9 protein-coding genes are annotated in these 12999 nt (G+C 45.6%); all 9 read left to right on the top strand.

Annotated elements, in window-relative coordinates:
* Positions 1–13: 13 nt before the first annotated feature.
* The 9 genes from ABD894_RS13380 to ABD894_RS13345 all read left to right on the top strand — a co-directional run bounded on the left by ABD894_RS13380 (position 14) and on the right by ABD894_RS13345 (position 12790).
* Complete coding sequence (locus ABD894_RS13380) at positions 14–1348, top strand: sigma-54-dependent transcriptional regulator (protein ID WP_345211763.1); 1335 nt, start codon at positions 14–16, stop codon at positions 1346–1348.
* Positions 1349–2125: 777 nt separating this feature from the next.
* Complete coding sequence (gene kdpF, locus ABD894_RS28150; RefSeq protein ID WP_127705248.1) at positions 2126–2203, top strand: K(+)-transporting ATPase subunit F; 78 nt, start codon at positions 2126–2128, stop codon at positions 2201–2203.
* A 10-nt stretch (positions 2204–2213) separates the two neighbouring features.
* Complete coding sequence (gene kdpA / locus ABD894_RS13375; RefSeq protein WP_345211549.1) at positions 2214–3932, top strand: potassium-transporting ATPase subunit KdpA; 1719 nt, start codon at positions 2214–2216, stop codon at positions 3930–3932.
* A 13-nt stretch (positions 3933–3945) separates the two neighbouring features.
* Positions 3946–5979 carry a potassium-transporting ATPase subunit KdpB gene (gene kdpB / locus ABD894_RS13370; protein WP_345211548.1) on the top strand — a complete coding sequence of 678 codons (2034 nt, stop codon included), beginning with the start codon at positions 3946–3948 and terminating at the stop codon, positions 5977–5979.
* Between the two features lie 14 nt (positions 5980–5993).
* Positions 5994–6557, top strand: a complete 564-nt coding sequence (locus tag ABD894_RS13365; protein ID WP_345211547.1) for a K(+)-transporting ATPase subunit C — start codon at positions 5994–5996, stop codon at positions 6555–6557.
* A gap of 261 nt (positions 6558–6818) precedes the next feature.
* Complete coding sequence (locus ABD894_RS13360) at positions 6819–7889, top strand: porin (protein WP_345211546.1); 1071 nt, start codon at positions 6819–6821, stop codon at positions 7887–7889.
* A 121-nt stretch (positions 7890–8010) separates the two neighbouring features.
* Entirely contained in the window at positions 8011–9138 is a 1128-nt protein-coding gene (locus ABD894_RS13355) for a sensor protein KdpD (protein ID WP_345211545.1), read from the top strand.
* Positions 9135–10886, top strand: a complete 1752-nt coding sequence (locus ABD894_RS13350; RefSeq protein ID WP_345211544.1) for an ATP-binding protein — start codon at positions 9135–9137, stop codon at positions 10884–10886. The genes ABD894_RS13355 and ABD894_RS13350 overlap by 4 nt, the downstream gene beginning before the upstream one ends.
* Positions 10887–11479: 593 nt before the next feature.
* Positions 11480–12790, top strand: coding sequence for an ammonium transporter (locus ABD894_RS13345; protein WP_345211543.1), 1311 nt, complete (start codon positions 11480–11482; stop codon positions 12788–12790).
* Positions 12791–12999 lie beyond the last annotated feature (209 nt).

The following is a 12999-nucleotide window of genomic DNA, read 5'->3' as shown; positions in this document are numbered from 1 at the left end:
CGCACAAATGCCACTGCAAACTACCGTACTTATTGTTGATGATGAAAAGAAGCTTAACGGCCTGCTCAGCCGCATTATAGGGCTTGAGGGATACAACGTATTGCAGGCCTATACCGGCAAAGAGGCATTGAAAATACTATCACAAGAAGATGCCGACGTAGTGATCAGCGATGTAAAGCTGCCCGACATTAGCGGGGTTGACCTTGTTAAGCTCATTAAAGAAAAGAAACCTTATGCCGAGGTGATCAACCTAACCGCTTTCGGCAATATACCTGATGGGGTTACGGCCATTAAGAACGGTGCCTTTGATTATATTATTAAGGGCGATGATAACGATAAGATCATCCCCCTGCTAAGCAAGGCTGCCGACAAGGCCAAGCTGCAACGCCGGGTATACGAACTGGAGAATAAGATAAACCGCCAATACAATTTTGATTCGATACTGGGCACATCCAAAGCGATTAAGGAAGCCATTGACCTTGCCCGTAAGGTGGCCGTAACCGATACCACCGTTTTGTTGCTGGGCGAAACCGGTACCGGGAAAGAGGTGTTCGCGCAGGCCATACATTACGAAAGTCCGCGTAAGCTGAACCCTTTTGTGGCTTTGAATTGCAGCGGTTTTAGTCCGGAATTGTTGGAGAGCGAATTGTTCGGTTATAAATCGGGAGCGTTCACAGGCGCGGTAAAGGATAAAAAGGGCTTACTGGAAGAAGCCAGCGGCGGCACGCTATTTTTAGATGAAATTGGCGAAATGAACCTCGACCTGCAAGCCAAGCTTTTACGAGTACTGGAAAACCAAACCTTTATAAAAGTAGGCGATACCCATACCAGCAAGGTGAATGTACGCATTATAGCGGCCACCAACCGCGATCTGCAAAAGGAAGCCGACGAGGGCAAGTTCCGGCTCGATCTTTTTTACCGCCTGTCGGTATTTTCTATCAGCCTGCCATCGCTATCGCAACGCAAAACGGATATTGAACTACTGGCCGGGCATTACCTTAACGAGTTTGCCAAAAAGGTGAACAAACCCCGCTTTAAAACCGACGATCACTTTATCGATCTGCTTAAAAAACATAACTGGAAGGGCAATATCCGTGAGCTAAAGAACGTGATAGAACGTGTAGTGATCATGGCCGATAATAACCTCATCACGGCATCACTGCTCCCCTACGAGTTTCATACCGAACCAACAAACAGCAATGCCTTCGACCTGCAATCGGTAGAAAAACACCACATACAAAAAGTGCTGCACCACACCCGCGGCAACAAAACCGAAACCGCCCGGTTACTGGGTATAGGGTTAACTACCTTATACAGGAAGTTAGAGGAGTATGGGATTGAAGGGTAGTTAATTTTTATCATTTCACCTGTCATTCTGAGTGTAGCGAAGAATCTATTATGCGATTAATTCTTCGTTAGGAATGGTTGTGCTTTAATTGAACGTTAGTGGATTCCTTTTTTCTTTTCTCCCGCAGCCGCTTGGCTCCGGCCAAGTGGCAACTATTACGCGGCGTCCCGCCGCACTACTGCAAGTAATTTATTTAAACCGTAAGCTGAAAGCTTACGCCATGCCAGTCACGAGTTACACTCCGTTAAACTCGCGACAGCGGAAAGAGACAGCGGTAAGTTTTTAAAGTCCTCTCCTTTGGAGAGGATTTAGGTGAGGCCTCACATAGCAATAAGGTTTGACAACTTTTAAAAAGTTGTCAAATCTAAAAACACACCCAAGTTGCAGATCTAAACGCGAAGAGATTGCTTCGTTCCTCGCAATGATAAAAAAGGCGAAATCCTCTAACTGAAACCCCGAACCTCGACCCAGAAACCTAAATCCCCACACACAACTTACAACACACAACCTACAACTTCCTCCCCAACCATATTGAACAATACCCTACCAAAATGAAAGGGTTTTATTTTTCCTTATCGATCAAAAACCACCAAACACACACATAAATCACTATAAAACAATAAGATACATCAAAGCACAAATTATTGGCCTGTGTATTGGCATTGGCCTTATAAAAATTGATAAAGCTATGTTGACCTTTCTCTTATTTATCGCCATGCTGATTTGCATGTGGTTGTTTTACAAATCCATCAACTGGTTCGAAAAAATCTAAAAGCTATGATCGCACTATTCATTATTTCTATCGCGGCTTTCATATACATGGTGTATGTGCTGCTTAAACCCGAAAAATTTTAACTAATACCCGATGAACACTGAACTACTTGGCATTGTTGCCACATACGTGCTCACGCTGATCATTGCGATCCCACTGGGCAAATACCTGGCAAAGGTTTTTGCCGGCGAAAAAACATGGACAGATTTTTTAAAACCTATTGAAAACGGCATTTACAAACTGGCGGGCATAAACCCCAACCAGCAAATGAACTGGAAACAGCACATGCTAGCCCTGCTTACCATTAACTCGGTTTGGCTGGTTTACGGTTTCTTTGTACTGTTGTACCAGGATAAACTCCCGCTTAACCCCGATGCTAACCCGGGCATGACACCCGACCTGTCATTCAATACCATCATTAGCTTTGTGGTGAACTGTAACCTGCAACACTACTCAGGCGAAACCGGTGTAAGTTACCTTACCCAGCAATTCGTGCTAATGTTTTTACACTTTACCAGTGCTGCTACAGGTATTGCCGCCGCGGTTGTTTTCTTTAAAGCGTTCCGCGATAAAACGACCACCAATTTGGGTAACTACTGGGAGTTCTTCGTTAAGGCTATCACCCGTTTATTGCTGCCATTATCGGTAGTAGTGGCGCTGGTGCTTACTTTTAACGGCACCCCATCAAGCTATGCCGGTAAAGATCAGTTTATTTCTATGCAGGGCGATACCGTTAACGTATCCCGCGGACCGGCCGCGCAAATGATAGCCATTAAGCACCTGGGCACTAACGGTGGCGGCTGGTTTGGCGCGAACTCGGCACATCCGCTGGAGAACCCTAATTATATCACCAACATGACCGAGGCCATTTCGCAAATGATCATCCCGATGGCGATGATACTGGCATTTGGTTACTTCATCCGCAAGCGCAAATTGGCCAACACCATTTTCGCTGTAATGACGATCGGTATGTTCATGCTGCTTATCCCTACCATCAGCAGCGAATTGGGCGGCAACCCGCTGATCGCTAAAATGGGCATTTCGCAAACTACCGGCGCAATGGAAGGTAAAGAAGTACGCTTCGGCCCTATGGCGACTGCTTACTGGAGTACCATTACCACCATTGTATCTACAGGCTCGGTTAATGGCATGCACGATAGCACGATGCCGCTTACCGGCTTATGGCAGCTATTGGCCATGATGATCAACTCCTTTTTTGGCGGTTGCGGCGTGGGCTTGCTCAATTACTTCGTATACCTTATTGTAGCTGTATTTATATCCGGGTTGATGGTTGGCCGTACGCCCGAGTTTTTAGGCCATAAGGTGGAAGCACGCGAAGTAAAAATTGCCGCTATCATCACGCTGTTAAGTCCTTTCCTTGTTATGGCGGGTACAGCTGTTGCCAGCTTTGTATTTATGCACTATGGCAATGCCGACTGGGCTGTAAAACCGGGCAACTGGCTTAATAACCCCGGCTTCCACGGTTTTTCGGAGATGCTGTACGAGATGACCTCGTCCAATGCCAATAACGGTTCAGGCTTTGAAGGTTTGGGCGATAACAACATTTTCTGGAACGTATCAACAGGTTTTGTGCTGATACTGGGCAGGTTCCTGCCGATCATCGGTCCGGTAGCTATTGCTGGTTTACTGGCACAAAAGAAATACATACCTGAATCTGCCGGAACGCTGAAAACAGATACCAAAACCTTCGCCCTCATGACCTTCGCGGTGATACTGGTGCTTAACGCCCTGTCATACTTCCCTGCGCTGGCCTTAGGCCCGATTGCCGAATACTTTACCATGATCAAGTAAGCATAATATTAAAATGAAAAATCAATCTAATAAATTATTTGAAGGCGCTTTAGTGCAAACCGCGCTTAAACAGTCCTTCATCAAGCTCGATCCGCGTATTATGGTGCGTAACCCTGTTATGTTCACCGTTGAAATAGGTACGCTGATCATGGCTTATGTTACCTTCTATTCTATCAGCCACAGCGGTCAGGGTTCTGTCGCCTACAACTTCGTTATATTCCTCATCCTGCTGCTTACTGTATTGTTTGCCAACTTTGCCGAAGCGATAGCCGAAGCAAGGGGCAAGGCACAAGCCGACAGCCTACGTAAAACCCGCGAAGAAACACCAGCCAAAGTAGTTTTACCGAATGGTAACCTCGAAATGCGCTCATCAAGCCAGCTTAAAAAAGGCGATGTGTTTATTTGTGAAACCGGCGATACCATAGCTACCGACGGCGAGATCATTGAAGGTATCGCCACTATTGATGAATCGGCCATTACGGGTGAATCAGCCCCGGTGATTCGCGAAGCGGGTGGCGATAAATCATCCGTAACCGGTGGTACCAAAGTATTGTCAGATCAGATTAAGGTGCAAGTAACCACTCAACCCGGCGAAAGCTTTTTAGATAAGATGATCGCCCTGGTGGAAGGTGCATCGCGCCAAAAAACACCGAATGAGATAGCGTTGACCATCTTACTGGCCAGCTTTACGCTGATCTTCATTATCGTATGTGTTACCTTAAAACCCTTTGCTGATTATGCCAATACGCCTATCACCATAGCAGCCTTAATATCCCTGTTCGTTTGTTTGATACCTACTACCATCGGCGGTTTATTATCGGCCATAGGTATTGCCGGTATGGACAGGGCACTGCGTGCCAACGTGATCACCAAATCGGGTAAGGCGGTTGAAACCGCGGGAGATATCGACGTATTGCTGTTGGATAAAACAGGTACCATCACCATTGGTAACCGTAAGGCTACCCAGTTTTGGCCTGCCGCACATGTATCGCCCGAGCAATTGCTTAAGGCCTGCGTGTTATCATCATTAGCTGATGAAACCCCCGAGGGTAAATCGATCATCGAGCTGGCTAAATCGCACGATGCTAAAACATCGGTGACTACGCCTGAAGGTGCCGAGTTCATCAAGTTTACTGCCGAAACCCGTTCAAGCGGTATCAATACACCTGATGGCCTGCGCATCCGCAAGGGCGCTTATGATTCTATCCGTAATATTGCCCAAAAGGCAGGCAACCCATTCCCGGCCGAAGTGCAGGAACGTGTGGAAGCGGTATCCTCTAACGGCGGCACACCGCTGGTGGTAGCCCAAAACGAGGTGGTTTTAGGGGTGATAGAATTACAGGATATTATTAAACCCGGCATTAGCGAGCGTTTTGAACGCCTGCGTAAAATGGGGGTTAAAACAGTAATGGTAACCGGTGACAACCCGCTTACCGCCAAATACATTGCCGAAAAGGCCGGTGTTGACGATTTTATTGCCGAGGCTAAGCCCGAAGATAAAATGAACTATATTAAACAGGAGCAGGCATTGGGTAAACTGGTAGCCATGATGGGCGACGGTACCAACGATGCCCCTGCCCTCGCACAAGCCGATGTTGGTGTGGCCATGAACAGCGGTACACAAGCCGCCAAAGAAGCCGGTAATATGGTCGACCTGGATAATGACCCAACCAAACTGATCGAGATTGTGGAGATTGGCAAGCAATTGCTCATTACCCGTGGTACGCTTACTACCTTCTCTATCGCTAATGACGTGGCCAAGTATTTCGCTATTGTTCCGGCGCTGTTCATTGCCTCTATACCTGCCTTACAGGGTTTAAATATCATGGGCCTGCATAGTCCGGAAAGCGCGATACTGTCGGCGGTAATTTTCAACGCTATCATTATCCCTATGCTTATTCCGCTGGCCTTAAAGGGTGTTGCTTATAAACCCATCGGCGCAAGCGCGCTGTTGAGGCGTAACCTGTTCATCTACGGTATTGGCGGCGTTGTAGCCCCCTTTATCGGTATCAAATTAATTGACCTTGTTGTTGGTCTGTTCGCTTAAAATATTTAGAAATCATGAAAAATTACATTATTCCCGCCATACGTTTAACAGTAGTATTAATGGTATTACTGTGCGTAATATATCCATTGGCTATCACTTACGCCGGTAAAATGGCAAAGGGCAAAGGCGATGGTGAAACCATCAGCAAAAATGGCAAAGTGGTTGGCTACGCTTTATTAGGCCAATCGTTCACCAAACCCGAATACTTTTGGGGCCGTCCATCAGCCGTTGGCTATAATGCGGCAGGTTCAGCAGGTTCAAACAAAGGCCCAACTAATCCGGATTATTTAAAGGATGTGGCCAACCGTGTGGATACCCTGTTAAAATATCACCCATACCTGAAACGTACCGATATCCCGGCCGATATGGTAACGGCATCGGGCAGTGGTCTTGATCCCGATATTTCAGTAAAGGCAGCGCAGATACAGGTGAAACGTGTGGCACAGATCCGCCATATTGATGAAAACAAGGTAGCCCAACTGGTAGCCCAAAACATTGACAAACCAGTGCTTGGCCTTTTCGGCCCTGAGCATGTGAACGTGCTTAAATTGAATATCGCTTTAGATAATCTTAAATAATCCGTTTCGTAACCCCTTATCCCACTGTCATGCTGAGGTACGAAGCATCTATCGGCGAAATTTAACGTGAAATGATGCTTAGTATGGCTTGTCGAAGGGTGCGTGGGTGAAGGCCTCTGCGCACGATCCTTCGACAAGCTCAGGATGACCCATGACAGTGTTATGCAGATCCGCTCTGTACACGACGAGATTGCTTCGTACCTCGCAATGACAAATACTTACGGCAATGACAATAATCTGCTCTACTTCCATATAACTAACATGAAAAAAACAGTACTACTTGTTGCCGGTACATTGGCAACCTTATTTGCTACCGCCCAGGATAAACCTGCTATTAACGTATCGGGTTACCTGGAAACTTACTACAGTTACGATTTTAACAAACCGGCCAATAATACACGTCCGGGGTTCATTTACTCGCACAACAGGCATAACGAGTTTAACCTCAATTTAGGCTTTATCAAGGCCAATTATGATAATGGCAGCGTAAGGGCCAACATCGCCGTAATGGCGGGTACTTATGCCAATGCCAACTATACCGCCGAGCCGGGCGTATTAAAGAATATTTTTGAAGCCAACGCGGGTATCAAGCTCTCTAAAACCGCTAATTTATGGTTAGATGCGGGAATTTTTTCGTCGCACATTGGTTTTGAGAGCGCCATATCTAAAGATTGCTGGGTGCTTACCCGCAATATCTCGTCGGAAAATACGCCTTACTACGAATCGGGCGCTAAGCTAACCTACGTTACCACCGATGGCAAGTTTACTATTACGGGTTTATACCTCAACGGCTGGCAGCGCATTAACCGGCAGGACGGCAACAGCACACCGGCAGGCGGCTTGCAGCTCACCTTAAAACCAACGGATAAGATCACCCTTAACTACAGCAATTACTTAGGTACCGAGGGTGCCGACAGCGTACGCGCCCGCCGTTTTTACAACAATTTTTATGGTATATTTCAATTAACAAAAAAGCTGGGTTTAACCCTTGGTTTTGACTATGGAATCCAACAAAAAGAAAAAGGCAGTGACAGTTATAACAAGGTGATATCGCCGGTAGCCATAGCGCAATACAAGTTTGCCGATAAATGGGCGGTAGCGGGTAGATTTGAATACTATCGTGATAACAACGGCGTATTTATAGCCACAGGCACCCCGGCAGGGTTTGATACCAAGGGTTATTCCCTCAATATCGATTACTCACCGGTAAGCAACGCGGTGATACGCCTTGAAGGTAAATTATATGACAGCAAGGATAAAGTATTTACAAGAAACACCGGCATGGTTAATTATAACGCGGCTATAACGGCAAGTATGGCGGTGTCGTTTTAATCCTTCTGTCATTGCGAGGAGGTACGACGAAGCAATCACGTAGAATACAGAGCAGAGATGCATACGACGAGATTGCTTCGTACCTCGCAATGACAGAAGTAGTTTATGCCAGGAATGAACAATGGAAGAAAATAAGGAAAATTCGGTAAAGATGTTCCTCGATCTGGTTAAGAAATCAAGGCGGGGAAAGTTTAAGGTGTACATTGGGATGAGTGCCGGGGTGGGTAAAACTTACCGGATGCTGCAGGAGGCCCATGCCCTTTTGCGTAACGGCATCGATATACAGATAGGCTACATCGAAACCCATTTTCGCGCCGAAACCCATGCCCTGCTTGCCGGGCTGCCGGTGATACCGCGCCGAAAGATCTTTTATAAAGGCAAAGAGCTGGAAGAAATGGATGTACAATCCGTCATCAACCGGCACCCCGAAGTAGTTATTGTGGATGAACTGGCACACACCAATGTGGAGGGTAGCCAAAACAGCAAACGCTGGCAGGATGTAATGGATATATTAGAGGCCGGTATCAGTGTAATATCTGCCGTAAACATACAGCACCTCGAAAGCCTTAACAGCGAAATTGAACAAATAACCGGCATCCCTATTACCGAACGTATTCCGGATAAAATACTGGATATTGCCGATGAAATTGTGAACATCGACCTTACTGCCGATGAGCTCATCACCCGTTTGCAGGAAGGCAAAATTTACGACAGCAGCAAGATCCAGCGGGCGTTGCAAAACTTCTTCCAGTCCGATAAAATTTTGCAGCTTCGCGAACTGGCTTTGAAGGAGGTGGCCCACCATGTGGAACGGAAGATAGATATTGAGATACCCAAGCAGATCAAGCTGCGGCCCGAGCGGTTTTTGGCCTGCATATCATCTAATGCCGATACTGCCAAAGTGGTGATACGCAAAACTGCCCGGCTGGCATCGTACTACCGGTCGCAGTGGATAGTTTTGTATGTGCAAAGCAGCAGCGAAAGTTTAGACAGGATAAAGCTGGACAAACAACGTCACCTCATCAATAACTTTAAACTGGCTACCGAGCTGGGCGGCGAGGTAGTAAAAATAAAAAGCGACCGTATAACCCAGGCCATTATGCAGGTAGCCGAAGAACGCGAGATAACCACAATTTGCATTGGCAAACCGCATTTAAGCCTGTTCCAGGTTATTTTGCGGACCGCTATATTTAACCAGCTATTACGTAAAATAGCCGAAACAGAAACTGATTTAGTAATACTATCATGAAGATAAAAACCAAAATACGCCTCGGCTTCGGATTCCTGTTCGTGGTGGTACTCTTTTTTGGGGGCTTGTCGCTTTTTTATATCAACGAGATCTCCAAAAGCGCCAAAGTAATATTGAAAGATAATTATGAATCGTTACGCTATGCCCGCGATATGCGCGAGGTGCTTGATGAAAATACCTTGCCCCTGCCCGCAACCGCCATAAAACGCTTTGATGCCGACCTTAAAAAAGAGCAGCGCAATATTACGGAACGCGGCGAAAAAGAAGAGGTTGATTACCTTGTACAGGCCTATAACCAACTGATACAAAGCGGACAAACAACTGCCAATGCAGCCTTATACGAACGTACCATCCGCCAGCACCTCCGTAAAATTGAGGATATCAACATGCAGGCCATCGTGCGCAAGCATAACAACGCGCAGGCATCGGTTAAAAACGCGATCATGCTGCTGGGGTTGGTAGGCTCTATTACTTTTCTCATCCTGTTTTCGTTCATTATTAACTTTCCGGGCTTTGTGGCTAATCCGTTACGGCAAGTGCTGGATGGCATCCGCGAGATTGGTAAACGCAATTACAAACAGCGACTGGAGTTTAAAACCAACGACGAGTTTGCCGAACTTGCCCGTGCTTTTAACCAAATGGCATCGCGCCTTAACGATTGGGAGAACAGCAACCTGGCCAATGTAATGTCGGAAAAGTTGCGAATTGAAACCATCATAGCCCAAATGCAGGATGCAATCATAGGGGTGAACGAGAAGGAAGAGATCCTGTTTATTAACGAGGTGGCCGAAAACATCCTCAATGTAAGATCGGACCAGGTAACGGGCAAAAACGCCGGTGAACTGATTGGCAAGAACGACCTCTTTAAACACATCCTGAAGAACGAAGCGAAAGAGAAAACCCTGAAAATCTATGCAAACGGCAAGGAATCATACTTTCAGTTAGAGAAAAGGGAGATCATCACGCCTAATTACGATCAGCAAAAGGAAGAGGCTATCCTTACTACCGGCAAATCGGCAGGTATGGTGTATATACTTAAAAATATTACCCAGTTTAAGGAGCTGGACGAGGCCAAAACCAACTTCATAGCCACCGTATCGCATGAACTGAAAACACCGATTTCATCCATAAAAATGAGTTTGAAGCTTTTGGCCGATGAACGCGTGGGCGCTTTAAATTCCGAACAAAAAGGGTTAATACAGCACATCAGCGATGACAGCGGCCGCCTGTTGAAGATCACCGGCGAACTGCTCGACCTGTCGCAGGTTGAAACAGGCAATATACAGCTCAACTTTGTACCCGCCGACCCGAACGACATTATTAACTATGCCGTTAACGCGGTAAAGTTTCAGGCCGAACAAAAAGAGATCCAGCTGGATGTGATCAGCGGCAACTCGCTGCCCAAAGTAAATGCCGATATTGAAAAAACGGCCTGGGTATTGATCAACTTCCTGTCGAACGCGTTACGTTACAGTCCGGAGAAAACGAGGATAGTGATACAGGCTGTACAAAGCAATGGCAGTATCGAGTTTTCGGTAAAAGATTTTGGTAAGGGGATAGATGAGCAATACAAATTAAAACTGTTCGATCGCTACTTCCGTGTACCGACTGATGGCAAGAACAAATCGGGCTCAGGCCTGGGTTTAGCTATTTCTAAAGATTTTATAGAAGCGCAAAGCGGAAATATTGGTGTGGAAAGCGCTATTGGCGAAGGAAGTCGCTTTTATTTCATGTTGCCGGTGATGTAAATCAGCATTTATTTCACCAAAAAGCATAAAAAAAGGGCAGAACTTTCGTTCCGCCCTTTTTATGTTATAAAAATCACAATATTTATTCTTTCAAACAGATCAAATCTACTTTTTTAAACGCATCAATTTGCAATTGTGGAAAAATATAAATGATTATCCACCGATATTTTCATCACACTTTCATATCTGCCAAAAACACGAGCCTCATCCTACCATCAAACTTCTTATTTTTAATAAACAAGTGGCTTTAGCTTGTTCAAATAATTAATTTATATCACTAATAATATAAATTATTCAAATTTTTTAAGCTAAAAATGGATTTTTTATAATTTATTTTACAAAAAGCTTGAATTATTAAAATTTAATTTTGAAATTAGTTAAAAATAACCGCTAAATAATTGCAAAAACATCTTTTTAGCGACGAAAATAAAACCTCATAACATTTATTGTAAAATTTGCCGGCTTTTGGCAATAGCATAAGGCTATTGTTGTAAAAAACCGCACTAAATTGTTATGTTCTTTAAATTTTAATGTATTAAACCGATCAATCAATATTAAATAACGCAATTAACCCTAACTAAAAACTATAAACAATGAAAAAAATCCTACCCTTCTTATTACTTGTCGTAGTAGTGATCCTGGCGCTGGTTTACCCATCGGTAGATGTAACTACTGTAAAAGACAGCCAGATCGACAGCGGCGACACCGCATGGCTGCTGGTAAGTACCGCTCTTGTACTCATCATGACACCGGGCCTGGCCTTCTTCTACGGTGGTATGGTGAGCAAAAAAAACGTACTCTCTACCATGATGCAAAGCTTTGTATGTATGGGTGTGATCACCATCCTGTGGGTGATCTTCGGTTTCAGCCTTGCCTTCGGTGATGATATCGGTGGCGGCTTTATCGGTAACCCGGGCACCTTCTTCATGATGAAAGGCATGCTGGGTAATGCTACCTGGTCTTTAGCCCCTACTATTCCATTGGTATTGTTCGCTATGTTCCAGTTAAAGTTCGCGGTAATTACCCCGGCTTTGATCACCGGTGCATTTGCCGAGCGTATCCGCTTTAACTCTTATGTGATCTTCCTTTGCTTATTCATGATATTCATCTACGCGCCTTTGGCTCACGCTACCTGGCACCCGGATGGTTTCTTCTTTAAATTAGGCGTGCTTGACTTTGCAGGTGGGACCGTGGTACACATGTCTGCAGGCTGGGCTGCTTTGGCTTCTGCTATTTATTTGAAACAACGTACTGATAAAGCGCATTCACCTGCACGTATCAGCTATGTACTGTTAGGTACAGGCTTACTATGGTTCGGCTGGTTTGGTTTCAACGCGGGGTCTGCTTTGGGTGCCAACGCGCTTGCTGCTACTGCCTTGGGTACTACTACTACGGCTTCTGCCGCTGCTGCCATCGCCTGGATCTTCTTTGATATGCTGCGCGGTAAAAAACCGTCAGTGGTTGGTGCCTGCATAGGTGCTGTGGTTGGTTTAGTGGCTATTACCCCGGCTGCGGGTTTTGTTACTATCCCTCACTCACTCATCATTGGTATCGTTGCCGCTGTGGTAAGTAACCTGGTAGTGATCTGGAGAAGCAAAACTTCTATCGATGATACTTTGGATGTATTCCCTTGCCATGGTGTAGGCGGTATGGTAGGTATGCTATTAACCGGTGTTTTCGCTCATCAGAATGTGAATGGCGCCAATACTACCGGTAATGGTTTGTTCTACGGTGATACGCACCTGTTCCTGATCCACCTGGCTGCTTTGGCAGGCGTATCGGTATTCGCTTTCGTTGGTTCTTTCATCTTGCTGAAAGTAACCGACATGATCAGCAAACTGCGTGTTACCCCGGAAGAGGAACTGGTTGGTTTGGATATTTCACAACACGACGAAGAATTGTAGTTATTTGTCATTGCGAGGCACGAAGCAATCGCGAACTATACAGAGCGGCTCTGATTACGACGGGATTGCTTCGTGCCTCGCAATGACAAGTTTTTCAGGCCTGCTCCAAACAGCAGCTTTTAACAAGCTCCATAAGTACTTAACTAACTGACTTTATAAAACAAGAAGCCCCGCGATTAATAACCGCGGGGCTTTCTTGTAATCAAATC

The organism is Mucilaginibacter gynuensis (assembly GCF_039541195.1).
GTDB classification, from domain to species: domain Bacteria; phylum Bacteroidota; class Bacteroidia; order Sphingobacteriales; family Sphingobacteriaceae; genus Mucilaginibacter; species Mucilaginibacter gynuensis.
Note: the sequence above shows the minus strand (reverse complement) of the source record. Positions and strands in the feature narration are given on the sequence as shown.

Bases quoted from the DNA above. Each gene is read 5' to 3' on its own strand.
- ABD894_RS13345 (WP_345211543.1), top strand. From the start codon at position 11,480: ATGAAAAAAATCCTACCCTTCTTATTACTTGTCGTAGTAGTGATCCTG.
- kdpB (WP_345211548.1), top strand. From the start codon at position 3,946: ATGAAAAATCAATCTAATAAATTATTTGAAGGCGCTTTAGTGCAAACC.
- ABD894_RS13365 (WP_345211547.1), top strand. From the start codon at position 5,994: ATGAAAAATTACATTATTCCCGCCATACGTTTAACAGTAGTATTAATG.
- kdpA (WP_345211549.1), top strand. From the start codon at position 2,214: ATGAACACTGAACTACTTGGCATTGTTGCCACATACGTGCTCACGCTG.
- kdpF (WP_127705248.1), top strand. From the start codon at position 2,126: ATGATCGCACTATTCATTATTTCTATCGCGGCTTTCATATACATGGTG.
- ABD894_RS13360 (WP_345211546.1), top strand. From the start codon at position 6,819: ATGAAAAAAACAGTACTACTTGTTGCCGGTACATTGGCAACCTTATTT.
- ABD894_RS13355 (WP_345211545.1), top strand. From the start codon at position 8,011: ATGGAAGAAAATAAGGAAAATTCGGTAAAGATGTTCCTCGATCTGGTT.
- ABD894_RS13350 (WP_345211544.1), top strand. From the start codon at position 9,135: ATGAAGATAAAAACCAAAATACGCCTCGGCTTCGGATTCCTGTTCGTG.